This is a genomic window from Rhodococcus sp. SMB37, assembly GCF_004345605.1.
Classification (GTDB): Bacteria; Actinomycetota; Actinomycetes; order Mycobacteriales; family Mycobacteriaceae; genus Rhodococcus.
The window spans coordinates 229,793-254,968 of sequence record NZ_SLVY01000007.1 but is presented as its reverse complement, the minus strand read 5'-3'; the positions used below and the strand labels follow the sequence as shown (position 1 = coordinate 254,968).

Genomic DNA, 25,176 nt, shown 5'->3' with positions numbered 1-25,176 from the left:
CCGACTCGTGAGCCCACCAATCGTTAGGCGCAGGCATGACTACATCCCGCATCGACCTGAAGAATCCCGACATCTACACCGCGGGGGTCCCGCACGATTTCTTCGACGACCTCCGCCGGCAATGCCCGGTGTACTGGCAGCCTGAGGACGACGGGCCCGGATACTGGGCGGTGACCCGGCACGCCGACGTCATCGGCGTTTCACGCGACACCACGTTCTCGGCTGCGATGGGGTCCACACAGATCGACGAGTTCGACGAGGAGACCCGACTCAAACAGGCCTCCATGCTTCTCAATCTCGATCCACCGGAACACACCCGGCTGCGTCAGCTCGTCAGCCGAGGGTTCACCCCGCGCGTGATCAAGCAGCTCGAAGGTCATATTCGCGACATCTGTACGCGCGTGGTCGACGACCTCGTCGAGGCGGGGCGCGACGGTCGGGTCGTCGACTTCGTCCCGCTCGCGGCAGCGCCGCTTCCGCTCGAGGTGATCGCCGCACTGCTCGGCGCACCTACGGAAGACGTCGGAAAACTCTACGACTGGTCGAACAGGATGATCGGCTGGGACGACCCGGAGTACGGCAGCACCCGCGAGGACGGTGAACTCGCCGCGGCCGAGGTCTTCCTCTATGCCAACGAGATCGCCGCGCGCCGACGCGTCGATCCTCGCGACGACATCGTCACCAGGCTCGTCACTCCCGACGAGCACGGCGACACGCTCTCCGAGATGGAGTTCGACATGTTCTTCGTCCTCCTCGTGATCGCGGGGAACGAAACGACCCGCAACGCGATCTCCGGCGGGATGCAGGCATTCATGGACCACCCCGATCAGTGGCGACGCCTGCAGAACGAGCCGGAACTCCTGCCGAGCGCGGTGGAGGAGGTCCTGCGCTGGGTCAGTCCCGTCATCGGGTTCCGCCGCACTCCCACTTGCCCGGCCACGATCGGGGGCCAGGAGGTCGATCGGGGTGACAAGGTGGTGGTCTACTACCCGAGCGCCAACCGCGACGCCGACGTATTCGACGCCCCCCACGTCTTCGACATCGCGCGGGACGACAATCCGCACGTGGCATTCGGCGGTACCGGCGTGCACTTCTGTCTCGGTGCGCACCTTGCGCGTCTCGAGTTGAAGATCATGTTCGAGACTCTCGCGACGCGGCTCGACCGGATCGAACAGGCCGGGCCCGCGCGGCGCCTGCGCTCGAATTTCATCAACGGGATCAAAGCCCTGCCGGTGCGGATCTACCCGCGCCAGGGATGAATTCATGCGCGCGCAGGTCGACGACCATTGCCGGACGATGGCTACCGTAGTAATGTCCAGACACGTGTCCAGAAATGTGAATCTCGAATCCACCCGACGTCGGCTCACCGAACGCCAGGCCGACACCGTGCAACGGCTTACGCAGGCCGCTGTCGAGGTGTTGGGCGAAGAGGGATTCGCAGGGCTGACCGTGCGCATCGTTGCGGCGCGCGCCGGCGTCGCTCCCGCGACCGCGTACACGTACTTCTCCTCCAAGGAACACCTCGTTGCGGAGGTCTTCTGGCGCCGACTCGCTGCCGCGCCGGTGGAAGACTCCGACCAGGCGGATCGGGCCGATCGTGTCGTGGCGGTGCTGCGGAGCGTCGCGCTGCTCATGGCCGACGAACCGGAACTTGCCGCCGCGGTCACGAGTGCGCTGCTCGGCCGCGACCCCGACGTCGAGCATCTGCGTGCACGTATCGGTCTCGACATCCGCGAAAGGCTGTCCGCCGCGCTCGGAGACGCCCCCGACCCCGACGAGCTCGAGGCACTCGAACTGCTCTACGCCGGTGCGCTCGTGCGCGCGGGAATGGGTTACGGCACATACGAAAAGCTCGCCGACAGGCTGGAAATCTCGGCCCGACTGTTATTGGAGTGATCCATGATCCAGGCTCCCACGGAGTCCGTGTCGCTCGACCCACCCACGTTCGACCCCTACGACTATGCCTTCCACGAGGATCCGTACCCGACCTATCGTCGGCTGCGTGAGGAGGCGCCGCTCTACTACAACCCCGACCTGAACTTCTGGGCGTTGTCGCGGCACGCGGACGTCGTTGCCGGTTTCCGCGACAACACGCGGTTGTCCAGCGCGAACGGTGTTTCACTCGACCCCGCCGCGTACGGGCGCAACGCTCACAAGGTGATGTCGTTCCTCGCGATGGACGACCCGCGACACATGCGCATGCGACAACTCGTGTCGAAGGGTTTCACCCCGCGACGAGTCGCTGAACTGCAGGAGCGGACTCTCGAACTCACCCTCGGACACCTCGAACCAGCCCTCGCCGGAGTCGAATTCGATTGGATCACCGACTTCGCAGCGAGGTTGCCGATGGACGTGATCTCCGAGCTCATGGGAGTGCCCGAGGTCGATCGCGCCGAGATCCGGCGACTCGCGGATCTCGTCGTGCACAGAGACGAGGGTGTGCTCGACGTCCCGGTCTCGGCGATGGAAGCGTCGCTGCACCTCGTGGGCTACTACGCCGACATGATCGCGGAGCGTCGGAAGTCGCCGACCGCCGACCTCACCTCCGCGCTGCTCGACGCCGAGATCGACGGCGACCGGCTCGACGACGACGAAATCATCGGGTTCATGTTCCTGATGGTGGTGGCCGGGAACGAAACCACCACCAAACTTCTCGGCAACGCGCTCTACTGGGGTGCGAAGAACAAGAGTGAAGTGTCGCAGGTGTTGTCGGATCCGGAACGCGCACCCGAGTGGGTCGAGGAAACTCTCCGGTACGACACATCGAGCCAACTCGTCGCGCGCACGGCCGCCGCGGACATCGACCTGCACGGCGCCACCATCCGCTCCGGCGACAAGGTGCTGCTGCTCATCGGTTCCGCCAACCGCGACTCCGAGGTGTTCGACGACGCCGACGAATTTCGTCTCGGTCGCGATACGGCTGGAAAACTTGCGAGTTTCGGTGCGGGAGTGCATTTCTGTCTCGGCGCCCACCTTGCGCGACTCGAGGCCGACATCGCCCTCGAGCAGTTCGCCCGTCGGGTCGCCGACTACGAGATCGACTTCGACCGCACCGAGCGGGTCCACTCCACCAATGTGCGCGGCTTCGCCGCCCTCCCCATGAAAGTGACGGAGCGACATGCCTAGATTCGAGCCGCACCCCGAGCGCCGGCCCGCGCTCGTCAGCGGTGCGTCGTCGGGAATCGGAACGGCCACTGCCTACGCACTTGCCGAACTCGGTCATCCCGTCGCACTCGGTGCCCGCCGTGTAGAGGAGTGCGAGACAATCGCCGAGAAGATCCGTGCCGAAGGCGGCGAGGCCTTCGCCCACTACCTCGACGTGTCGTCGACCGACTCCGTCGACGCGTTCGTCGCGGCCGCGGAAGAAGCACTCGGTGTCACCGAGATCGTCGTCTCCGGCGCCGGTGACATGGACTTCTCACTTGTCCACGAGATGGACGCGGAACGGTTCGAGTTCCAGGTGAACGTGCATCTGAACGGCACGCAACGCCTCGCGCGGCGCGTGCTTCCGGGAATGATCGAACGTAAGCGCGGCGACTTCGTCGTGATCGGATCGGATTGCGCCGACGTTCCTCGTCCGCGGATGGGCGCCTATGTGGCGGCGAAGACCGGTCTCGAAGCCCTTGTCGTCCAACTGCGGATGGAACTCGAAGGCACCGGGGTGCGTGCGTCCACTGTCCGGCCCGGTCCCACCCAGACCGGGGCGGGAATGACGTCACCGGCCGAGGTTGTGGGCCCGCTCCTCGCGGACTGGGAGCGCTGGGGTTTTGCCCGTCACCCGTATTTTCTGCGCGCGTCGGATATCGCCGCCGCGGCAGCGACGGTGGTGTCGGTTCCCCGCGGCGCCCACATCGTGCTCGTCGAGGTGCAGCCCGAAGCGCCCTTGCGGAAGGAAGACAAGTGACTGGAGCGCCACACACGACCGTCGCACCTCCCCGGGTCTCCGGCGGTGAACACGAGCACGGACACCTCGAAGAACTGCGCACCGACCCCATTGCCCTGATGAACCGCGTCCGCGACGAATGCGGCGACGTCGGCATCTTCCAGCTCGCCGACAAGACAGTCGTGCTGCTTTCGGGGGCCGAGGCCAACGAGTTCTTCTTCCGGTCGTCCGACGAAGAACTGGACCAGCAGGCCGCCTACCCATTCATGACGCCCGTGTTCGGGGAGGGCGTCGTGTTCGATGCGAGCCCTGAGCGACGCAAGGAGATGCTGCACAACACGGCATTGCGGGGCGAACAGATGCGGGGGCATGCGGCGACCATCGACCGCGAGGTCCAAGACATGGTCGCGGAGTGGGGAGAGGAAGGCGAGATCGACCTCCTCGAATTCTTCGCCGAGCTGACGATCTACACGTCCTCGGCGTGCCTGATCGGCAAGAAGTTCCGCGACGAGCTCGACGACCGCTTCTCACACCTCTACCACGATCTCGAGAAGGGCACCGACGCACTCGCTTTCGTCGACCCCTACGCGCCGATCGAGAGCTTCCGTCGGCGCGACGAGGCCCGCCGTGGACTCGTCGACCTGGTGCAGAGCATCATGAACGGTCGGATCGCGCATCCGCCACAGGGTAAGGAGGACCGCGACCTGCTCGACGTGCTCGTGTCCATCAAGAACGAGGACGGCACCGAGCGGTTCAGCGCGGACGAGATCACCGGCATCTTCATCTCCATGATGTTCGCCGGGCACCACACCACCTCCGGGACCGCGGCGTGGGCGTTGATCGAACTGCTGCGTAATCCGCAGAGCATGCAGCAGGTGACCGACGAACTCGATGCGATCTACTCGGACGGTGCGGACGTGAGTTTCCATGCGCTACGACAGATCCCGAATCTCGAAGCTGTACTCAAAGAGACGCTGCGGATGCACCCGCCGCTGATTCTGCTGCTGCGGGTCGCGCGAGGTGACTTCGAGGTGGCCGGCTACCGCGTCGCCGAAGGCGATCTCGTCGGCGCGACTCCGGCGATCTCCAACCGCATCGCCGAGGACTTTCCGAATCCTGATGTGTTCGACCCGGGTCGCTACATCGACCCGAACCAGGAAGACATCGTCAACCGGTGGACGTGGATTCCCTTCGGTGCCGGCCGGCACCGGTGCGTCGGCGCGGCATTCGCGTTGATGCAGCTCAAGGCTATTTTCTCGATCCTGTTGCGCGACTTCGAATTCGAGCTTGCCCAGCCCGCGGATACCTACCGGAACGATCACTCGAAGATGGTGGTGCAGCTCGCGCAGCCGTGCACGGTGCGGTATCGACGCCGCACCCGGGAAACGGAGTAGTCGTGAAGATCGAAGTGGATCTCGACCTGTGCCAGGGACACGCCATGTGCGAGATGGAAGCACCCGACGTGTTCCGAGTCCCCAAACACGGCACCGTGGAGGTCCTCATCGACGAGATCCCCGAAGACCTGCGCGACGACGTCGAAGCCGCCGTCCGCTATTGCCCCACCCGAGCATTGCGACTGATTCAAGACTGACCTCAGGAGACGCTATGTCCACGTTCGACCGTGCTGAGCTCGACGAGATGATTTCCCGCTGGATCGACGCCAACAAGCGGGCCGAAGAGGCGGGTGATTGGAAGCCTCTGGCCGAGATGTACACCGAGGATGCCACCTACGGGTGGAACTACGGTCCCAAGGACGATTTCATGGCTGTCGGCCGCGACGAGATCCGCGAGCTCGCGCTGGGCCAGGAGATGCGTGGTCTGGAAGGGTGGGAGTACCCCTACCAGCAGCTGATCGTCGATGACCGTACCGGCGACGTGATCGGTATGTGGAAGCAGATCGCCGACGCGAAGCGCGACAACGGCGAGCACTACTCGGTGCACGGAATCGGTGGTAGCTGGTTCCGCTACGGCGGGAATTTCCAATGGTCGTGGCAGCGCGATTTCTTCGATTTCGGGAACGTGTCGCACCTGTTCCTCGAGATGATCACCGACGGGGCGCTGTCCGATGGCATGAACAAACGTATCGAGCGTTCCACGTCCGGTAAGCGTCTACCCGGCTGGTACCCCGCGGGCCAGGCACCGGTGTCCCTGTGGTGACCACGGTGCGGACGGGTGCCTCGTTCGAGGCGTTGTCGCGGGAGGATCTCGCGATTCTCGTCCCGGAACTGTTGCTGTGCGGTCAATTGATCGACCGCTCCGGCATGGCCCATCTGATCTCTGCGTTCGGCCGGGAGGGCATGGCGGCCGTCGCGATCGAAGAATGGCAGGCATCGTCACCTTGGTACACCCGGCGCATGCAGCGGGCGCTGAAGTACGAGGGCGATGATGTCGTGACGATCTTCAAGGGCCTGCAACTCGACATCGGGGCGCCACCGCAGTTCATGGACTTCCGGTTCCGCGTCGACGACCGCAATCACGGTGAGTTCTGGCTCGATCACTGCGGCGCGCTCATGGACGTCGAACCGCTCGGAGACGAGTACGTGACCGCGATGTGCCACGACATCGAAGACCCGACCTTCGACGCCACCGCGCTCGCGACGAATCCGCACACACAGGTGCGACCGATCCACCGCCCACCCCGACGTCCCGAGGATCGGAACCCCCACTGCGCGTGGACGGTGACGATCGACCCGGCGCATGTTCCGCCTGCCGTCGAGCCTCACACCGAGGCGCTGGGACGAACCGTGGCGAGGACGGTCGAGTTGAGTCCGATCGTTCCCGGCGGCGGTGGACGCGACGATTACTCGGGACCGTTGCTCTCGGACGTGCGTTTCGGCGACTTCTCGCATTCGGCGCTCGTCCGGATCGCCGAGGAGGTGTGCCTCCAGCAGCACATGCTCACACTCGGGTTCCTGATCGGTGTGCGCAAGCGCACCGACGAAGCGTCGGCATCCACGCTTCTCCGGAAGCAACTCACCGGTATCGCCGGTCTGACGTCGGAACGGCTCCGCAACGCGCTCGGTCTGTCCGGCACGTTCGACGACCTGGCGACAATCCTCGGCATCCACCCCGTCCTCGCGCCGTATCAGTACGTCGGGCGCACGATCGAGAACCGCGATGATCACCTCCGGCTGCGCATCGGCCGTGGCTCGGGCGTGGATATCGACGGCGGGTGGACGACTTTCATCGACGCCGACCACCTCGGGCCACTCGATGCGCTCGTCCGCGGGGTCGACGCGCACTTCTCGACGCGGCCGGTAGCGGAGTCACCGGACGCATTGGTTGTCGACGTGATCCGTGAGGACACACCCGCGCGTGAGTCCAAGGACGTGCAGATCACCAGATTCAGCTCGGGCGCGGAGTTCGTCTTCGCAGACCGGGGGATCCCGCTGCCACTCACGGTGCTCTGACATTCGAGTTCGGACCGAAGGGGGGACCTTGAGTACTGCGCTGTCTCGCAGGGCTTTTCTGGGCGGTGCCGCAGTCGCGGCGGTGGGTTTGACCTTGACCGCGGTTCCGCGCGCTCGCGCCGAGGTCACCGAGGAACGCCACCGCGCTGTCGTCATCGGAAGCGGGTTCGGTGGTGCGATCACTGCGATGCACCTCGGGCGTGCGGGGGTACAGACCGTCGTCTTGGAACGTGGCATCCGGTGGCCGACGGGGCCGAATGCCGAGACGTTCCCGCGTATGCTCCACCCCGATCGTCGAATGTCCTGGTTGTCGCCGATTCCGGTCATGCCGGGAACACCGCCCGTCCCGACGGAGTCGTTCACCGGACTCATCGAACGCGTTCCCGGCGACGGGATGGACATCCTGTGCGGAGCAGGGGTGGGTGGTAGTTCTCTCGCCTACCACGGAATGACGTTGCAGCCCGATGGTGAACGTTTTGCGCAATCGGTGTCGTCGTCGATCGACTACGACCGCCTCGATTCCGACCATTATCGCCGTGTCGAGCGGATGCTGCGGATGGCGACCATTCCGGACGATGTGCTCGGCCACGAACGGTACCGATCGTCGCGAGGATTCCTCGACCGCGCGGAAGCGGAAGGGTACGAGACGTTCCGGGTGCCGATGTCGATCGATTGGGACTTCGCGCGCCGCGAACTCACCGGCGAACTGAATCCGTCGTACACGACCGGCGATGTCATCTACGGGGTCAACAACGGCGGTAAGTTCTCCGTCGACGTCACCTATCTCGCGAAAGCGGAGGCGACGGGTCACGTCGATGTCGTGATCCTCCACCGGGTCAACGATATCGAGCGTGGACCGGATGGAACGTGGATCACGCACGTCGACCGGATTCACACCGACGGAACCGTGCTGGAGCGCAAGCGGATCGTGTCCGACGCACTGTTCCTCGGAGCCGGGTCGGCGGGGACGACCCGCCTCCTGATGAAGGCGCACGGCAAGGGTCTGATCACGGATCTCCCCGATGCGGTGGGAACAGGCTGGGGAAACAACGGTGACAGAGTCTTCTCGGTGACATCCCCGCTGGCGAGTCCCGGGGCATTCCAAGGCGGGCCTGCGTGTGTCGGCATGCGCGACCATTCCGACCCTGCGGGTGCGCTGATGATCGTCACGGGGCCGGTGCCGTTCCCGGCCGATATCGGGACGACCTCGGTGATCGGGCTCGGAGTGGTGAAGGGACTCGGCAGGTGGAGCTACGACGCCGGCCGTGACGACGCGGTACTGAACTGGGACCAGGCCTACGACCGCGCGCTCACGCGTGCGATCGAATCACGAATCCGTCGCATCGTGGGTCCGGCGGCGATCATGATCGACGTCAATGCTGTGGACATCAACACGTTTCATCCCTTGGGTGGGGCACCGCTAGACATGGTGTGCGACGACGCAGGCCGTGTTCTCGGCCAGCGGGGACTGTACGTCGTGGATGGTGCGAAGATCCCGGGGTCGACGGGCGCATGCAATCCGTCGATGACGATCGCGGCGCTGGCCGAGTACGGCGCGGACGACATCGTCGCCCGCGATCTCGGCAGCGTGTTCTGACCGTTGCAGAATGACCGAATGTCACCTTTGGTCGATGTGAGTGGCCAAAGGTGACATTCGGTCGAAAGCGCGGGAGAGGGGGCGTCAGCCCTTGGCGGCGGAGATTCCGGCCCGGCGCCCGAAGAAGCTGCCGTCGCCGAGCGAGGTACCGCTCGCGTAGCCCCACGCGCACACGCCCGACGTGCAGCGGCCCGCCGCGTAGAGGCCGGGGATCGGCTCACCCGAGACGTGCAGGACCTCGGAGTCGACGGTGGTACGCAGACCACCGAGTGTGAATCCGGCCGTGCAGTTGCGCAGATCCAGTGCGGCAACGGGTGTTCCGATCGGCTTGACCCATTCGGACTTCTTGCCGAGCACCGGGTCGGAACCGTCGGCTGCGTGCCGGTTGTACACCTCGACGGTGGACTGCAGCGTGCCGGCCGGTAGGCCCATGTCGGATTCGAGTTCTTCGACGGTCTCCGCCACCCACTTGGGCTGGAATCGGAAATACGGAGTGGAACTGACTGTCGCGCAGCCTTCTTCGTACGCGCTCTCGTCGATGATCAGGTATGCCTGATTGTCGTTCTTGAGCAGTGTCTGCTGCCCGATGCGGCCCGGGTAGGTGTCTTCGGGGACGTAGCGCTGGCCGCGGGCGTTGACGAGTATTCCGCGCGCCATCAACTGTGGGTCGCCGAAGAACGCGACCTCGGTTGCGTCCATGTGCGCGAGATCGGCGCCGAGCGCCTGAGCCATACGGATGGCGCGGCCGTCGTGTTCCTCGATGGCCGCGGCGGGCCGGCCGTTCAGCTGCGGTGCATAGGTGGCGACCATGTCCTTGTTGTATGCGAAACTGCCGGTGGCCAAGACGACCCCGCGCCGTGCCCGGACGTGGACGTCCTTGCCGTACTGCTTGGCAGCGAGGCCTACGACGCGTCCGTCGCCGTCGACGATGAGTCGCTGTACACGTACGTCGTATTCGGCTCTGACGCCGAGTTCTTCGGCCACCTTCGACAGCGGCTCCATGAGCTTGAAGCCGCCGCCCTTCTCTCCGGTGCGCTTGTCGGTCATCTGTGGGACGTGACCACGCGGTGCGGGCGTTGCTATCTCGTTGAATGGCGCCGAGTTCTCGCCGCCGGAGAACATGAGGCCGTCGTCGCCGGGGATCTCCCAACCGGGCTCGCCCCAGAAACTCTCTTTGAACACCACGCCGTTGTCTACGAGCCAGTTGTAGTGTTCGACGCTGCCGCCGCAATACTCCGAGATCTTCGCCTCGTCGGCTCCCGGGCCGAGAGCGGCGAGCATGAAGGCCTTCATGTTCTCGGCCGAGTCGTCGAATCCGAGCGCTTTCTGCAGCGCGGTGCCTCCGCCGAGGTAGACGATGCCGCCGGACAGGGACGCGGCTCCGCCCCACCCGCCGGTGCGTTCGAGGACGAGGACCTCGGCGCCACTGCGGGCGGCTTCGATGGACGCGGACACGCCCGCGATGCCGTAGCCGGCGACGACAACGTCGGCCTCGTGATCCCAGGTGATGACCTGGTCGGCGAGCAGGGGATGGACGTCGGTGCTCATGTAGTGATCCGTTTCTGGTGCGGGTGGGTCAGGAAGCGAGGCCGAGCTTTCCGGCGAGGCGACCGATGTACGAGACGACCTCGTCCGCGGAGCGGTCGGGGAGTCCGAAGATCACTTCGGTGACGCCGGCGTCGCGCCACTGGGCCAACTGGTCCGGGTCGGGACGGCCGGCGAGCGCCAGCACCTGGGGTGTGCCGGTGCGGCCCGCGTCGGCCCACATCTTGTGGAGGCGCTGCACGTTGTCGACGATGTCGCGTTCGGTGGGGGTGGTGATCCAGCCGTCGCCGGAGCGGACGATCCACTCGAAGTTCCGATCGGTGGCGCCGGCGCCGAGCAGGACCGGTGGGCGAGGTTGCTGCAGTGGTTTGGGCCATGCCCAGCTCGGCCCGAACGATACGAACGTGCCGTCGTAGGACGCTTCTTCCTGGGTCCACAGCGACTGCATGGCTTCGAGATACTCGCGCAGCGCTGTCCGCTTCTTCTTCGGCGGGACTCCATGATCTGCGAGTTCTTCTGCATTCCAACCGAATCCGGCGCCAAGGACGACACGACCGCCGGTGAGGTGATCGAGCGTGGCGATTGTCTTCGCGAGCGTGATGGGATCGTGTTCGAGGGGGAGGGCGACCGAGGTTCCCAGCCTGATGGTGGAGGTGACGGCTGCGGCGAGGCCGAGTGCGACCCACGGGTCGAGGGTGCGCATGTACCGGTCGTCGGGGAGGGTCTCGTTGCCGGTTCCGGGGTGTGCGGATTCGCGCCGGACCGGGATGTGTGTGTGTTCGGGCACGTAGAAGCTGTCGAAGCCCGCTTCTTCTGCGACTTTCGCGGCGACGTCGGGTCGGATTCCCCGATCGCTCGTGAACAGGGTGATTCCGTGGCGCACAGTGACCCCTTCTCATCGGATGACGCAGAAAATGTAACGCGTTCTACCTCCGGATGGAAGAGTTTCCGGACAGGTGTCTAGTATTTCTGGGTCGATGCGACCGCTCCACTATCCTGGACCTGCACTAGCGGAAGGTGACGTGATGACGGAAGAGTCGGCCATGGGGGCCGAGGCACGGAAACATCCGGTTGCCCAGTCGCCGGGATCAGGGCTGAAGCCGGCGCAGCGTGCGCGGTATCTGAGGATCGTCGACTCTGCGAAGCAGCTCGCGTCCGAGGGTGGCTACGACGCCGTGCAGATGCGTGCTGTCGCGGATCGGTCGGGTGTTGCGCTCGGCACGGTCTACCGGTACTTCCCGTCGAAGAACCAGTTGCTCGTGGTGGCGATGGTGACGCAGTTCGAAGAGGTCGGCGAGCACTTCTCCGGCGCTGCTCTCCCCGGCGACACACCGCACGAGCGGATCATGGGTGTCTTGCGCGCGTCCGTCGCGAGGCTGGAACAGGACCCGAAACAGTACGACGCGCTGGTGCGCGCCGTGATGTTCGCCGATGCGTCGTCGGCTCCCGAACTCGACCGGCTCGGGCAGGTGCTCACCGAGCTGTTCGCCAAGTCGGCCGGTATCGAGATCGTCACCGAAGAGGTGCTCAACGCGGTGCGCATCGTTGCGGACGTGTGGATGTCGACCTTGGTCGCCTGGGCGAATGGGCGGCAGAGCGCCGAGGGTGTTCTCATCCATATGGACACCGCGGTGCGGTTGGTCTTCGATCGCCTCGAACGGCTGCAGCGGGCGAGCTGAGCACACCCACTGCAGCCGGTTCCGACAGGCGTCAGGCGGGCACGTCGACGATGCCGACGGTCGGCAGGAAGAAGCACGACGACTCGCCGTTCTGTACCGTGCCGAACACGGCGGCCAGGACGGTGCCCGCACCGGTGTCGACCGGCGCAACGCGCACGCCACCGAACGGAACGGTATCGGCGAGGAACTTGGATATCGCCGCCTCCACCATGGGCCGCATGGGTGCCGGGATCGTGTCGGGGATCGCCGCACGCGAGGCTTCGTCGAGTGTGCCCATGGGCACCAGCCCGCCCTGGAGGGTGTTGACGTTGAGCCATGCGAGCTGGATGCCATCGGCGTTCGCGTCGTCCTCCAGGCCCATCGGCACGAAGGCGAACAAGGTCTGTGCTGGGTCCACGACGTCGAGGGAGAACTCTCCGATGCTCTGCCCCGGCCACGGGCCGGGTACTGCGCCGGCCAGCGCGGGGGCGATTCCGAGGGGTAGGTTGCCGTCGGAGGTGCAGAAGGGAGCACCGGTGGGGTAGAGGAACGGCTCCACGCCGAGCCTGCGCAGGAATTCCGTCCCCTCGTCGTAGACGGCGAGCGGTGTGCCTTCGGCTGCGTCGACGGCGCTGCCGCGCGCACCGGCGATGGCCTCGGCCGCGGCGATCGCGGCCTGGTCGGCGCCCGGTGTCGAGCGGAGGACGCCGAGCGCGGTGACGATTGCGCTGTCGGCCGCGGGGGTGGGGATATCGGCAGGCGCGGGCGCGTCGACTATCGGTGGTTCGGGTGCCGGTTGAGCGGTGGCGACGGCGGGCAGTGCGAGGCCGGCCGCGACGGCCAACGTGGCCGCGGCGGCGAAGGGGCGCATCCGGGGGCGCGTGGTCCTGCGGGTCATGTGTGCTCCTGTGCATCAGGTCTCGACACGTCGGTCTCGACACATCGTTTCAACACTGTTCCAACACTCAGTCTCAAGTAAAGGTTGAGACTGTCGAGACCCAGGAAAGCACAAGGGCGGCGCTCCGGCCAGAGCGCCGCCCCGTGTGTTACTCAACCGACACTGTGTGCCGAGCAGATCACTCCATTTCGTCGGGGTGCCTACGCAGGTGAAGCACGCTCGCGATCAGCCCGCCCCACAAGGTGGCCAAAGCGAGGACCATCATCACGATCGCTGAGGTGTTCACGAGTTCTCTCCCTGCTGTGTCTTGGTGAGTGCCGGACGGTTCTCGTCCAGTTCGAATTCATCCTCGATACCGCGGCGCCACGGCACGAACGACATGACGACTGCCAGCACGATCACCGAGATCTGCACACCCCATCCGAATGCGGTCACGAGATCATCGGGCAGACCCCCGTATCCCTCGTCGATGCGGTCGCGAATCTCACTGAAGAGCATGTAACCGAGCACGACGGGTGTGATGACCCCGACGAAGATCTGCCAGCCCAGGCCCACCTTGAACGACGACACCGAGTTGAGGTGATCACGGAGCTCGGGCAGGCGTCGCAATACCCACGCGATCACGATGACGGCAACGAACGCGACACCCACGATGCCGAACTGATTCGCAAAGCGGTCCACCACATCAAGGGTGTTCAGGCCGGTCGTAGTGGGGAACAGGAGTATCGAGACGATCGCTGCAGCGCCACCGATCGTCAGTGCCGCGGGCACCTTGCCGAGACCGGTCTTGTCCTGGAATGCGGAGATCGTCACCTGGATGATGCTGATCATCGACGTGAAACCCGCGAACACGAGCGACCCGAAGAACAACACGCCGAAGATGGGACCGCCGGGCATCTGCGACACGATCGTCGGGAACGCGATGAAGGCCAGACCGATGCCGCTCGCCACGACCTCGTCGACCGCGACGCCCTGCGCTTGAGCCATGAATCCGAGTGCCGAGAACACGCCGATGCCGGCGAGCACCTCGAAACTCGAGTTGGAGAAGCCCACCACCAGACCGGACCCGGTCAAGTTCGTCTTCTTCTTCAGGTACGACGAGTAGGTGAGCATGATGCCGAAGGCGACCGACAGTGAGAAGAAGATCTGCGCGTAGGCCGCGATCCATACACCCGTGTCGGTCAGTGCTTCCCAATTGGGGGTGAAGAACGCGTCGAGGCCGAGAGCGGAACCGTCGAGCAACAGTGCCTGGATAACCAGGGCGCCGAACAGCACGACAAGCAACGGGACGAAGATTTTGTTGGCGTTGCCGATTCCGCGCTGCACGCCGAGCGCTAGCACCGCCACTACCAGGACCCACACCAGGACCAGCGGCCACGCGACACCGGGAACGAAGCTCAGACCGAACGTCGACTCGGCGTCCATGTGAAGGAAGTCCTCGAGGAAGAACCCCTCGGGGTTGTCGCCCCAGGCCTCGGTGATCGAAAAGAACGTGTAGCACCCTGCCCACGCGACGATCACCGCGTAGTAGACGCCGATGACGAAGCAGATCAGGACCTGCCACCAACCGATGAACTCACTCCCGCGGTTGAGTCGCCGGAACGCCAGCGGCGGCGATCCTCGAAACTTGTGGCCCATTGCATAGTCGACGAACAGCAACGGAATACCTGCGGTGAGCAGGGCCACCAGGTAGGGGATGAGAAATGCCCCACCGCCGTTCTCGTACGCGATATAGGGGAATCGCCAGATATTTCCCAGGCCGACAGCCGAGCCGATGGCGGCCATGATGAACACCGACCGCCCCGACCAGACCTCGCGCTTGTGTGCAGCTTCGTGCTGTGCCACGAACCTCGTCCCTCCACTCGTTCGATTGCGTAGACGCTAGTCCTCACAGCGCCGGAATCGGAACAAATTCGGGATTCATGATCAGGTGCGGTGTCGGCACACACCCGACAAAGTCAGTCCTGCCACAGTTTGTCGAGTCCCGGACCCGGGTCGTCGTCCTCGTCGTCCGGTGCGCCGCGGTAGCGCAAGGCAAACACGATCCATCCGATGACGGCGATCAGCACGAAGCTGACCAGGCGATACACAAGCACCGCCGACAGAGCCTCCGCGCCGGACATTCCGCTTGCCGTGAGGGCGGGGACGAGCACCGCGTCCATCACACCGAGGCCCGCGGGCAGTAATGGAATCGCACGGCTCGTCGCGGTTCCGGCGGCGTAGGCGACGGCGATACCGGCGAGGCTGGGTGTGCCTCCGACGGCGTAGGCGGCGAACGCGAGGCATGCGCCGTCGCATACCCAATTGAACAGCGACCAGCCGAAGGCACGTGCGGCATGCGGGCGATCGAGTTTCACGGCACCGATCTGATCGACGATCTTGCGCCACGCCCGTGAGCCGGCATCGGCCGGCTTCTTCCTGAGCCGGTTGAGCCCTCGCAGTGAGATCAGGCCGATAGACTCGAGCGAACCGGGGTTGCTGGCCGCGTACTGGATGAGCACCAGGAACGCGGCGAGGCCACCGATGGAGAAGATGAGCGAGAACGGGTTCGTGGTGGCGCCGATCATGAGAGCACCCACGAGCCCGAGGAGCGCGAGCCCCGCGGCCTGGAGCAGACCGGCCATCACGAGCTGCCACGTTGCGATGACGGGGGCCGCTCCCCACTTGCGCATCTGCCGGTAGGTGAAGGTGGTTCCCACGACGGGGCCACCCGGCAGGGTCACGCTCATCGAGTTCGACGCGAGCGCTACGGCCAGTGATTGGCGAAGAGTCACCTTCACATCTGCGGCGGACAGCAGCGTGCGTTGCACGCTCGCGAAACTGGTCATCTCCGCAACCGAGGCGAGGATCGCGGCGATCACCCACCACCAGTACAGGTGGCCGAGACCGCTGACGCCGTCGGTCAGCTCCGGCCACACGAGGATCACCTCGACGGTGAGGACCACCACGAGCAGGGCGCCGACGATCCACTTCAGGTAGCGACGCCGCTTCGGGGTGAGAGCAGAACCGTTGCCGTTGCCGTTGCTCTTGCCGGAGTCCTCGTTGCCTTTGCTCGAGTCCTTGTTGCTCGCCCGGCCTGTCGTGTCGGTGTCACTCGTGTCGGTGGAGTCACTCGCGTCGGCGCCGTTCGTTGCCTGCTCGTCGGGGGTGTCGTCGTCCGTCATCTACGCGGTCGGCCAGTCCGTGAGGGTCTTTCGGTACAGGTCCTCGACTGCGGTGATGTGCGTGTCGAGATCGGAGACGCGCCACTCACTCACATCGATGGGGTCGAGTACCGCGACGTCGACGGTGCCCGACCGGAGCAGGGTCGAGTGCTTCCACAGCATCTCCCCGGCATTGCGGATCACCACGGGAACGACCGGGACCTGCGCCTGCATAGCGATGCGGAAAGCGCCCTTCTTGAACGGCCCGATCTGCGGTGTGGGAGAGCGAGTGCCCTCCGGCGCAATGATGACCGAGGTGCCCTGCCGCAGGGTGTCCACCACGGGTGCCAGCGCCTCCACGGCGCGTTCGGTGTTGCCGCGGTCGACGAAGGTGGCACCGGCGAAACGCAACAGCGGACCGAACAATGGGTCGGTCGCCATCTCCTTCTTCGTGATGCCGGTGAAGTCGTGGCGCAGCACCTTGGCGAGGAGCACCGGGTCGAGCTGACTCTGATGGTTGAAGATGAACACCGCCGGGCGGTGTTCCCACGCATTGGCTTCTCCGCGCACCCGCACGTCGATACCTGCGAGCGCGAGCGACACGTCGGATCCGATGTTCATGATCGAGTCGAGCGCAACCTTGCGGCTGCGATTGACCAGCCCGAGCCCGAGCCCCGTCCAGACCGAACCGACGATTCCGCCGTAGGCGGCGGCGGTGCGCACCGCTTCCTTCACTCCCGGCGTGCCTCGCGGTCGGAACCGCAGGATGGGCCACTTGCGTTCGCGTGCGATCCGGTCGAGCGTGCCGTCGGGGTTGGTCGCGGTCGGGTTCCCGGTCGTGGCGAGGAACTCGGCGTCCTCACCACCGTTGGAGTAGGTGTAGCTACGTGGACCGTCGATCCCGTGCTCGTCGATGAATGCGTGTGTGGCATCGGCTTTCCCGCTGCGCCACAACGACTTTCCATCGACCCTTCCGGTCAGCACGCCGTCGACCACCTCGAGCGGAGTGAACAGTACATGCTCCACGCCGAGTGCGTCGGCCGCTGCCTGGATCTGGTAGCGCGACGCCGACGACGCGATCACGACGGTGTGGCCGGCATTCTGGTGCGCCCCGATGAGCTGCCACGCCTCGGGGTACAGATGACCGGCGATCGTCGACATGAACAAGCGTTGCCCGATCTCGTACAGTTCTTCCTCGCTGTGGCCGCGCCACGCCTTGAACGCGACCGCGACGAAGCGCTCGAAATCGGCTTCGCTGTCGGTTCCGCGCAAACCGTTGACCATGGTCGACGCGAGTTCGGCCGCGGTCACCTTGCCTGCGAGGAGCCGGTCGCGGAAGAAATGCAACCCCGAGAAACCGTGCACGATGGTGCCGTCGAAGTCGAAGAACGCAGCCACCTCGGGGCCCTGTGGCCCTGTCCGCACCCTGTGCAGTGCCTGCTCGATGTTCACCGCTCCGCCTTCCTGTTCGACACGTCGAGTGACTCGGCCAACGCGACCCGCTCACCGACGGCAAGCAGCTGCGACGCGAACTCGCGACGCTTCTGCGCGACCGAGTCGTCGTCTCGGTCGAGAAGCCCGCGGTTGCGCGCCAGCTCCAAAGCTGTTGCGAACAGTTCCGAGGATACGGACTCCGAACCGTGCAACCGGCCTTGCAACAGCATCTGCCGACCCACCGCGACACACTCGTCGAGAAATGCATCGCGATCGACCTCGAGCGTAGGATCCCTGCGCGCCAGCCGCTCGGCGACGACGAGCTGCGCGTCGAAGAGCGAGCGCAATGTGCGGTGCGACATGAAGAGCCCGCCCTCGACCAGCGCGTTGAGTGCCCGACCCTCTGAAGGAAGTGGCGTTCCCCACTCCCATTCGGGGACGAGGAGCTCCACTTCCGCCCGCAACTCCGATTCGAAGGTGTCGCGGTCGGGGAAGAAGAATTCGAACTTGAGCAGGTCGCGCAGCTTCTTCGCTTCGTACCACGCCGTAAGCACCGGATTGTCGCTGGGATGTTCATGGACGAAGAGCACAGCAAGTTCGAGGATCGAGCGGTTGACGAACCAGTGGATACCGCTGTTGCGATAGAACGCGGCGACGAGATGCTGACCCGGTTGGATCGAGTACACCGCCTCGTCGCCCCCGGAGTACGTCGTCACGACACCGGCGTCGGTCAGCGCCGCGAGGACCTGGGCGAGTCCACCCTCGTGATCGAGGAGCCCCACTTCACCCTGCGGGGCACCGCGGGCGTCGAGATAGCTGCGGACCGGCGCGACCACGGCGCGCACTTCGTCGAGCGTGAGCGCCCGGTCGCGGACCCCGAGCAGGGCCAGGGTGACAAGACTGTTCACGGTGACCGGGGTAGTGCGGTTGATACCCACCGCCACTTCGAATGCCACCTTCTGCATGGCCTTGCGCTGCAGACCCTCCCGGACTGCGGGGTCGGGAGCTGCGCCCTCCTCTGCCCACGAATCCGACAGGTCAGGATCCCCGCCCGCCGCGAGCTGCGCTCTCATCGACAACGGTGTGCCGAACTGCACGTAGACGTTGCCGGCACTGCGCTGCTGATTGCGGGCATAATTCGCCAGCCACCTCAGACCCTCGGGCTTCTTCGGGGCGCCGGTCTGCTCGGCAGCCACGGCCGCGACCTCGGCGAGCCCCTCGTAGGTGATCGACACAGGTACCAGCATCGCGTCGTCGACACGACCACTACGGATGGCGTTTGCGACGTAGTTGAGGAGACCGTAGCGCGGCCGGCGGAGTTTGCCGGTGCGAGTGCGGCCTCCTTCGAAGTACCACTCGAGATTGAATCGTTTGCTCAGCAGAAACGCGAAGTACTCCTCCAACGCCGCCTTGTACACCGTGTCGTTCCCGAAACTCCGCCGGATGAACACGGTGCCTGTGCGACGTGCGATGGGGCCGATCGGCCAGAACGTGAGGTTGGCACCGCCCATCAGGTGGTTACCGGGGAAGTCGTGATCGGCCAGGATGCTGCCCAGGACGAACGCGTCGGCGTACGAGCGGTGGGACGGCAGGAACACCAGTGGATGCGTGCGATTGAGCTCGCGCAGAGACTCCAGCCCGGAGTCGTCGGCATGCACCGTCCACGCCGATGAATGCAGTGGCCGCATGGCCTGCGTGAAGAGGTCCGTGACCAGGCGTGACTGCACCGCCACGAGCTCATCCAATGCATCGCGGGCTCGTGCGTCGACTTCGTCGCGGGAAAGGTGCTCGTCGGTGGAGATGGTGTCGAGACGTCGCCGGAACGACGGCTGATCCATGATCTGTGCGGCAACGAGCCGGGGCACCTTGTATCGGTCGCCGATGACCGCGCGTTCGGCACGCTCGAGCGCGACCACGGCGCGACGAGTCACGTACCGCGCGAGGGACGCCGCATCCGGAACCCGGCCGTGTTCCTCGGCGGCAAGCTGCTCACGAAGGTCGTCGAGGCGTGCGGGTGCTGCCACGACGATGCGATACCGGTCGGAGGACCTGCCGACCAGCCACTTCTGGATCAGGACGTTGGGGTTGCGGGGGTTGGTCAGTGCGAGCACATCCGAGAAGCGTGCGCGACGGGCCCCGTCGCGTTCGGAAGGGAGCCACACCACTCGGACGGGGAGCAGGAGCGGATCGTCGGTTCGGTCGGAGAGCGTGGAGGCGAGGACACGTGAGTCGAGGTCCAGGACGTCGGGGCGGCCGGGCCCGCGGTACTCGGCGGGGACATCCGCCGAGTTGCACCATCGGTTCAGGAGTTCACGTTCGATCTTCGTCCTCGCTGCGGACAGGATGACGACTCGGCCTTTCCCGGCGGTGCTGTCCTCGTTGACGTTGGACTCCCTGTCGATACTCATTGTTCCCCTGTCCGATATCCACTCGACAGCAAACTACCGCTTTCGGGCGGGACGCTCAGGCGCAACGGCGCAAGTCACTGTGCGGCTCCGGTACACGAACCGCGAGATGCGGGCACAGTAGGACCAGAAGACTGCAGAACGACACGAGAGGTGCGCAGTGAACGGGCAAGCAGAGACCGCGTACGCGTCGATGCGGGAAACCCACAGTTCGGTGGTGTTCTTCGTCGGTGATCGAGTGCACAAGATGAAGAAGCCACTCGATCTGGGTTTTCTCGACAATCGCACGCGCGCTGCGCGGGAGTGGATCTGCCACCGCGAGGTGGAACTCAACCGGCGCCTCGCCCCGGACGTGTATCTCGGCGTGGCCGACATGCACGATCCGGGCGGGGAGGTCTGTGAGCACTTCGTCGTCATGAAGAGACTTCCCGACGAACGGCGTATGGCGGCATTGATCGAACGGGGTGAAGACGTCGGCGCGGCTGTCGAAGACGTGGCACGGCAGGTTGCCGCGTTGCATGCGGCGTCGCCGCACGGCCAGGACATCGATCGGTGCGCAACTGTGGAATTCGTCGCCGAACTGTGGCGGCTGAGCCTCGATCATCTCGACCGTCTGAAGGTAGGCCGGGAGGCCGGGCCCACCCTGACTCGGATCCGCGCCGCGTCCGAGCGTTACCTGCTGGGACGTACGGCGTTGTTCGACGAGCGCATTGCGGCCGGCCGGGCGGTCGACGGGCACGGAGACATGCTCTGCGACGACATCTTCTGTATGGACGACGGCGCCCGCATCATCGACTGCCTCGAATTCGACGACGAACTGCGCTACGGAGACACGACCCTCGACCTTGCTTTTCTCGCAATGGATTTCGAACGCCTGGACGATCTCGATGCGGCGCGCACCTTGCTCGCTGCGTACGCCACCCATGCGGACGACCGCCCTCCCGCGTCGCTGGTGCACCACTACATCGCCTACCGGGCATTGGTGCGCGCCAAGGTGACTGCGTTACGCCACGAGCAGGGAGACATTGCCTCACGCGAAGTGGCCCTCGGATTCCTTGCACAGGTCGCCCGCAACTTGGACCGCGGGCGGGTGCGGCTGGTCCTCGTCGGTGGTGTTGCTGCAACCGGGAAGTCAACGCTGGCGCGGACGATCGGACACCATCTCCGGGCGACCGTCCTGCGAAGTGACGTGATTCGCAAAGAACTCGCCGGGATGGCCCCGACCGAACGCACCGGTGACGGAATCGGCTCGGGTCTGTACACGGCGGAGAGCACCGAGGCGACGTACCGGGAACTGTGTCGCCGAGCCGGCGAGCTCATTGCGCGGGGCGAATCGGTGGTGCTCGACGCGACGTGGCTGTCGGAAGAGCATCGTCGCACTGCGGGGGAGGTCGCGGCTTCGACGACCGCAGATCTGATCGAGATCGAATGCACAGCCGATCGGGAGGTACTGGTGCAGCGCATCGAATCTCGTACCGCACGCGGAGACGATGCTTCCGATGCGACGGCCGCGGTACTCGACGATCAACTGCAGCGACGCGACGGGTGGCCGGGTGCTGTGGTCCTCGACACGACCGGGGGAGGGTCACCCGACACCGACTGGCTCGAACGGGAACTCGGCTGCGGACCCTGGTGAGGTGAGCCTGGCCGTTCTATCGGAAGCGGCCTGTGAGTTCTACTCTGGCGATCATGTCGATACCGGAGTCAGTGCCCGACCATGCCGCAGAGCCGCACACCAGTGGTCTGGCCACCAAGCTGAACTGGTTGCGGGCAGGGGTGCTCGGAGCGAACGACGGAATCGTCTCCACCGCCGGCCTGGTCGTCGGCATTGCCGCAGCCACCACAGACCGGTCGACGATTCTCGTTGCCGGTGTGGCGGGGCTGGCTGCGGGTGCGGTCTCGATGGCGCTGGGGGAGTATGTGTCGGTGAGTGCGCAGCGCGACACCGAACGAGCCGCGTTGCGGACCGAACGCCGCGAGCTCGAGGCGATGCCCGAAGCGGAACTCGAAGAACTGACCGGCTTGCTCGAGAGCAAGGGGCTGTCGAGGGCCACTGCGCATTCGGCTGCGGAGGAACTGACCGCTCGCAACGCTCTTCGCGCTCACGCGGAGATCGAGCTGGGGATCGATCCGACCGAGCTCGCGAACCCGTGGGTCGCGGCGCTGTCGTCTGCGGTCGCATTTACGACGGGTGCGTTGGCGCCGCTTCTGATGATCGTGTTCGTAACCGAATCTGTTCGTATCCCAGTGACGTTCGTGGCGGTGTTGCTCGCGCTCGCCGCGACCGGATCGGTCGGTGCCTGGCTGGGTGGCGCGCGACCGGGACGCGCGGTGGTACGCGTCGTGCTCGGGGGCGCGCTCGCCATGGCGGTGACCTACGGACTCGGCGCTGCATTCGGCGTTGCACTCTGAACGATTCGCGCATCAGGCCCACGCCCCGTAGTGGGGCGTGGGCCTGATCGTCTTCGTTCGGTGCTCGGTCAGGGCCTGCGTGCGACCAGAACAGGGCAGGGCGCGTTGTGCAGAAGGTTCTGGCTGGTGGAGCCGAGCAGGGCGGCGGCGAACTGGCCCCGACCGTGGCTGCCGACGACGGCGAGCTGCGCATCCTGCAGGTGATTCAGCAGCACCTTCGCGGCCGGTCCGCGATCGATGACGCGGCTGACCTCGACGTCCGGATACTTCTCGTGCAGACCTGCGAGGGACTCGGCGAGCACGGCCGACTCCGACTCCTCCACAGCCTTCCAGTCGACCAGCGCGGCGGTGGCACCGACACCGAGTGCGGCGTCGCCGATCCACGAGTGCACGGCCGAGAGCGGTGCCCCGAGGGTCTGTGCGTACTCGAACGCGTATTCCACTGCCGCAGCGGAGAGTTCGCTTCCATCCACGCCCACGACGATAGGCTTGGTGCTGGGAAGCGGATCGGTGGTGTCGCCCCGCCACACCACCACCGGGCACGGTGCGTGGTTGGAGACGCGTACGACCGTCGAGCCGAGCAGGAAGTTCTCGACCTTGCCCGCTCCCGTGGCGCCCATGACGAGGACGCGAGCGTCTTCGGCGGCCTCGAGAAGGGAGGTGGCGGCGGGCCCGGGGCCGATGAAGCTCTGCACCTCTAGGCCGGGATTGTCGGCGCGAACGAGATCGGCGACGTCGGAGAGGACCTGCTTACCGTCCTTCTCGAGCTGGTCGATCATCTGGGACTGGATCAGCACAGCAGCTTCGCTGTAGAAGATCCCTTCGCTGGGCAGCGAATGAACGAGCTTGAGGGGCGCGTCGAGGCGCGCGGCCAGGGCGCCTGCCCACCGGGCGGCTGCCGCGGCGGTCTCGGAACCGTCGACGCCTGCAACGACGGCCTTGCTTGTGCTCGGTGTGCTCATCGATGTCTCCTTCACTTGTACGGCGACCTGCGGGGACGGGCGACCGATCGGCTACGGATGTCACGTTACGCCATGCGAATCCGGCGCATACCCGGGAATGTCGGCGCTTCCCGACAGGGTCGTAGGTCCCGATTCAGCGCCACAACGTACGGGCGGACTTGTATGCCTTCTTCCATGCCGACTCGAGGTGTACGGCCTGTTGCACGCCGATCTCCGCTTCGAGCCGGTGCAGAACACCGAGACCGAAACTGGACTCGGCGGAGTGCCCTTGCTCGGACACGATGTCGAGCAGATGGTCGCGGGCGACCACCGAGTCCTGGAACTCACCCAGCAAATCCTGGAACTCGTCGAACCGGTCGAGCGCGTGCTCGGCGCGTTTCGGGTGCAGCGGCGCGATCACCTCGATCGCGTAGCGCAGCCGCTTCGACCCCTTGCGTGCGCGATGCATCCGTTCGTCGCGCTCGGCGTCGTCGGGGGCCTCGGCCACCCGGTTCACACGCTTCGACACCTTCTTGGCGAGGCTCTCGATCGACCCGGCGAGCTTTGCGGGCTTGGGCCGGCGTTGCTTGTCCCGTTTCTTCGGCACGGAGGACAGTTCGTCGATCAGTGTGTCGAGATTGTCGATCAGCGCCAGATACCGATCGGAGTCGAGGGTGGTGATCGCTTCGGAGCGCGCCGCAACCGACTTGGCTGTGAAGTACTCGTCGATGCGCGCACGTGTGGCCTCGCGATACTGCTCGACGCTGATCTCCGCGACCCGATCGGCGAGACGTTCGTGCTGGACCTCGAGGTCGCGGGATGGGCTCAGACACCTTCCGAGCCAGCGCAGTTCCTCGACGAGTGCGGTGTCGATCGCGAAATCGTCGGCGTAGGTCTGCAGGGCGCTGCGGAGGCGGCGGGCCGCTTTGCGCATGCTGTGCACGGCATCGGGCGCGTCGCGGCGTACGGCGATGTCGGACATCAGCAGCGTCTGTCGTTCATGTGCGAGATAGTCGCGCAGATATCCGGCGGTACCGCGAAGGTGTTCGGGGGCCGGGATGAGATCGCCGAGTACCCGGTGCACCTTCGACGGACTGGGGGAGCGTGTGATGCCCTGCGCGACGAGGAGCTCCTCGACGGCATCCAGGATCGAGAGATCGGCCTCCGGCCCGAGTTCGACCTCGATCTCCCGCCACTGCGGTTCGGCGTCGTCGACGCTGCGGATCGCGGTCACGTCGTCGAGGACCACTTCCGCGAGCAGCGAACCGTCGGTCCCGCGGAGCCGATGCCGGTGGCGTCGTGTGTTCAGAAGCGCGGCGAGAGCTACAGGGCGGTTCCGTCGGACCCCCCGGAGCAGGCCGAGCAGTGCATCGGGCACCACGTCGGTGGGATGATCGGCCGCGAACGGGTGATGAAGCTCGGTCCTGCTGTCGCCACCAGCGGGAAGTTTCGAATGCCAGCCCGCGTCGTCGCCGCCTTCGCGACGGCGAAGGGTGATCTTCGACCGCAGCAACTGCAGGTCGGAGGTGTCGAAGTATTGAGCAGACAGGTCGACCGTGTCGACGTCGATCGACGTGACTCCCGCAATTCCCGACAGATCGGGCAGATTCTGGTCGGGTGTCGCCGTGTACTTGCGTTCGGTCTCCTCGGACGTCGATGTGGTCGATCTCGCAGGCGTCATGGTCCTCCTGTCGGTGGTGTGCACCGAGTGCTCCCTGGAGTGCAACTGTGCCATCGAGTTCCCGATATGTCCCGAGTGAGGGATGTGAACTACCACAGAGGTTCGGGAGATGGGCACTTGTGCTCTGGTCTTCTGCCGATATCCGGGTGATCATGGGGAAACGCGGGCC

The 25,176-nt window shown here is 65.4% G+C and carries 22 protein-coding genes; 12 read left to right on the top strand and 10 right to left on the bottom strand.

Annotated elements, in window-relative coordinates; genetic code table 11:
- Positions 1–35: 35 nt before the first annotated feature.
- The 9 genes from EV641_RS14280 (at position 36) to EV641_RS14240 (ending at position 8,890) form a co-directional block, all read left to right on the top strand.
- Complete coding sequence (locus EV641_RS14280) at positions 36–1,259, top strand: cytochrome P450 (protein ID WP_054713152.1); 1,224 nt, start codon at positions 36–38, stop codon at positions 1,257–1,259.
- Positions 1,260–1,335: 76 nt separating this feature from the next.
- A complete protein-coding gene (locus tag EV641_RS14275; protein ID WP_054713151.1) occupies positions 1,336–1,896 on the top strand; it encodes a TetR/AcrR family transcriptional regulator in 561 nt (186 codons plus the stop codon).
- Between the two features lie 3 nt (positions 1,897–1,899).
- On the top strand, positions 1,900–3,126 hold the full coding sequence (locus EV641_RS14270) for a cytochrome P450 (RefSeq protein WP_132472464.1): 1,227 nt from the start codon (positions 1,900–1,902) through the stop codon (positions 3,124–3,126).
- On the top strand, positions 3,119–3,904 hold the full coding sequence (locus EV641_RS14265) for an SDR family oxidoreductase (protein WP_054713150.1): 786 nt from the start codon (positions 3,119–3,121) through the stop codon (positions 3,902–3,904). The genes EV641_RS14270 and EV641_RS14265 overlap by 8 nt, the downstream gene beginning before the upstream one ends.
- Positions 3,901–5,277: a cytochrome P450 gene (locus EV641_RS14260; RefSeq protein WP_132472462.1), complete on the top strand. Its 1,377-nt coding sequence runs from the start codon at positions 3,901–3,903 to the stop codon at positions 5,275–5,277. The genes EV641_RS14265 and EV641_RS14260 overlap by 4 nt, the downstream gene beginning before the upstream one ends.
- Before the next feature lie 2 nt (positions 5,278–5,279).
- Entirely contained in the window at positions 5,280–5,474 is a 195-nt protein-coding gene (locus EV641_RS14255) for a ferredoxin (protein ID WP_054713149.1), read from the top strand.
- 14 nt (positions 5,475–5,488) lie between these two features.
- Positions 5,489–6,040 (top strand): nuclear transport factor 2 family protein, encoded by a 552-nt coding sequence (locus EV641_RS14250; protein ID WP_132472460.1) that lies wholly within the window; start codon positions 5,489–5,491, stop codon positions 6,038–6,040.
- A complete protein-coding gene (locus EV641_RS14245; protein ID WP_132472458.1) occupies positions 6,034–7,293 on the top strand; it encodes a hypothetical protein in 1,260 nt (419 codons plus the stop codon). Before EV641_RS14250 ends, EV641_RS14245 begins: the two co-directional genes overlap by 7 nt.
- A 28-nt stretch (positions 7,294–7,321) precedes the next feature.
- The gene (locus tag EV641_RS14240) at positions 7,322–8,890 is read left to right on the top strand and encodes a GMC oxidoreductase (RefSeq protein ID WP_132472456.1); all 1,569 of its coding nucleotides are present in this window, start codon (positions 7,322–7,324) and stop codon (positions 8,888–8,890) included.
- Positions 8,891–8,974: 84 nt separating this feature from the next.
- On the opposite strand, the gene EV641_RS14235 is transcribed toward EV641_RS14240, so the two are convergent.
- On the bottom strand, positions 8,975–10,438 hold the full coding sequence (locus tag EV641_RS14235) for an FAD-dependent oxidoreductase (RefSeq protein WP_132472454.1): 1,464 nt from the start codon (positions 10,436–10,438) through the stop codon (positions 8,975–8,977).
- 28 nt (positions 10,439–10,466) lie between these two features.
- A complete protein-coding gene (locus EV641_RS14230; RefSeq protein WP_132472452.1) occupies positions 10,467–11,318 on the bottom strand; it encodes an LLM class F420-dependent oxidoreductase in 852 nt (283 codons plus the stop codon).
- 142 nt (positions 11,319–11,460) lie between these two features.
- Between EV641_RS14230 and EV641_RS14225 the strand changes: the two genes are divergently transcribed.
- On the top strand, positions 11,461–12,114 hold the full coding sequence (locus EV641_RS14225; protein WP_054720430.1) for a TetR family transcriptional regulator: 654 nt from the start codon (positions 11,461–11,463) through the stop codon (positions 12,112–12,114).
- Positions 12,115–12,145: 31 nt separating this feature from the next.
- Here EV641_RS14225 and EV641_RS14220 read toward each other — a convergent pair whose 3' ends face one another.
- From EV641_RS14220 to EV641_RS14195, 6 genes are all read right to left on the bottom strand, one after another.
- Positions 12,146–12,991: a hypothetical protein gene (locus EV641_RS14220; protein ID WP_132472450.1), complete on the bottom strand. Its 846-nt coding sequence runs from the start codon at positions 12,989–12,991 to the stop codon at positions 12,146–12,148.
- A gap of 178 nt (positions 12,992–13,169) precedes the next feature.
- Positions 13,170–13,277: a methionine/alanine import family NSS transporter small subunit gene (locus tag EV641_RS14215; protein ID WP_132472448.1), complete on the bottom strand. Its 108-nt coding sequence runs from the start codon at positions 13,275–13,277 to the stop codon at positions 13,170–13,172.
- Positions 13,274–14,836, bottom strand: a complete 1,563-nt coding sequence (locus tag EV641_RS14210; protein ID WP_132472446.1) for a sodium-dependent transporter — start codon at positions 14,834–14,836, stop codon at positions 13,274–13,276. Before EV641_RS14210 ends, EV641_RS14215 begins: the two co-directional genes overlap by 4 nt.
- A 113-nt stretch (positions 14,837–14,949) precedes the next feature.
- Positions 14,950–16,155: a YbhN family protein gene (locus tag EV641_RS14205; RefSeq protein WP_132472444.1), complete on the bottom strand. Its 1,206-nt coding sequence runs from the start codon at positions 16,153–16,155 to the stop codon at positions 14,950–14,952.
- Positions 16,156–17,586: an HAD-IB family hydrolase gene (locus tag EV641_RS14200; RefSeq protein WP_054715697.1), complete on the bottom strand. Its 1,431-nt coding sequence runs from the start codon at positions 17,584–17,586 to the stop codon at positions 16,156–16,158. It abuts the gene before it with no gap.
- Positions 17,583–19,976 carry a glycerol-3-phosphate 1-O-acyltransferase gene (locus EV641_RS14195; protein ID WP_132472442.1) on the bottom strand — a complete coding sequence of 798 codons (2,394 nt, stop codon included), beginning with the start codon at positions 19,974–19,976 and terminating at the stop codon, positions 17,583–17,585. The genes EV641_RS14200 and EV641_RS14195 overlap by 4 nt, the downstream gene beginning before the upstream one ends.
- 157 nt (positions 19,977–20,133) lie before the next feature.
- Here EV641_RS14195 and EV641_RS14190 point away from each other — a divergent pair, with 157 nt between their 5' ends.
- Both EV641_RS14190 and EV641_RS14185 read left to right on the top strand, forming a co-directional pair.
- Complete coding sequence (locus EV641_RS14190; protein WP_347238235.1) at positions 20,134–21,609, top strand: AAA family ATPase; 1,476 nt, start codon at positions 20,134–20,136, stop codon at positions 21,607–21,609.
- A 53-nt stretch (positions 21,610–21,662) separates the two neighbouring features.
- Positions 21,663–22,385, top strand: a complete 723-nt coding sequence (locus tag EV641_RS14185) for a VIT family protein (protein ID WP_132472440.1) — start codon at positions 21,663–21,665, stop codon at positions 22,383–22,385.
- A gap of 68 nt (positions 22,386–22,453) precedes the next feature.
- Here the strand turns inward: EV641_RS14185 and EV641_RS14180 are convergent, their stop codons facing one another.
- Both EV641_RS14180 and EV641_RS14175 read right to left on the bottom strand, forming a co-directional pair.
- Positions 22,454–23,347: a universal stress protein gene (locus EV641_RS14180; protein WP_132472438.1), complete on the bottom strand. Its 894-nt coding sequence runs from the start codon at positions 23,345–23,347 to the stop codon at positions 22,454–22,456.
- A gap of 133 nt (positions 23,348–23,480) precedes the next feature.
- Positions 23,481–25,007 (bottom strand): CYTH and CHAD domain-containing protein, encoded by a 1,527-nt coding sequence (locus tag EV641_RS14175; protein WP_054717004.1) that lies wholly within the window; start codon positions 25,005–25,007, stop codon positions 23,481–23,483.
- Positions 25,008–25,176 lie beyond the last annotated feature (169 nt).

Bases quoted from the DNA above. Each gene is read 5' to 3' on its own strand.
- EV641_RS14280 (WP_054713152.1), top strand. From the start codon at position 36: ATGACTACATCCCGCATCGACCTGAAGAATCCCGACATCTACACCGCG.
- EV641_RS14270 (WP_132472464.1), top strand. From the start codon at position 1,900: ATGATCCAGGCTCCCACGGAGTCCGTGTCGCTCGACCCACCCACGTTC.
- EV641_RS14265 (WP_054713150.1), top strand. From the start codon at position 3,119: ATGCCTAGATTCGAGCCGCACCCCGAGCGCCGGCCCGCGCTCGTCAGC.
- EV641_RS14250 (WP_132472460.1), top strand. From the start codon at position 5,489: ATGTCCACGTTCGACCGTGCTGAGCTCGACGAGATGATTTCCCGCTGG.
- EV641_RS14235 (WP_132472454.1), bottom strand. From the start codon at position 10,438: ATGAGCACCGACGTCCATCCCCTGCTCGCCGACCAGGTCATCACCTGG.
- EV641_RS14225 (WP_054720430.1), top strand. From the start codon at position 11,461: ATGACGGAAGAGTCGGCCATGGGGGCCGAGGCACGGAAACATCCGGTT.
- EV641_RS14220 (WP_132472450.1), bottom strand. From the start codon at position 12,991: ATGACCCGCAGGACCACGCGCCCCCGGATGCGCCCCTTCGCCGCCGCG.
- EV641_RS14205 (WP_132472444.1), bottom strand. From the start codon at position 16,155: ATGACGGACGACGACACCCCCGACGAGCAGGCAACGAACGGCGCCGAC.
- EV641_RS14195 (WP_132472442.1), bottom strand. From the start codon at position 19,976: ATGAGTATCGACAGGGAGTCCAACGTCAACGAGGACAGCACCGCCGGG.
- EV641_RS14185 (WP_132472440.1), top strand. From the start codon at position 21,663: ATGTCGATACCGGAGTCAGTGCCCGACCATGCCGCAGAGCCGCACACC.
- EV641_RS14180 (WP_132472438.1), bottom strand. From the start codon at position 23,347: ATGAGCACACCGAGCACAAGCAAGGCCGTCGTTGCAGGCGTCGACGGT.
- EV641_RS14175 (WP_054717004.1), bottom strand. From the start codon at position 25,007: ATGACGCCTGCGAGATCGACCACATCGACGTCCGAGGAGACCGAACGC.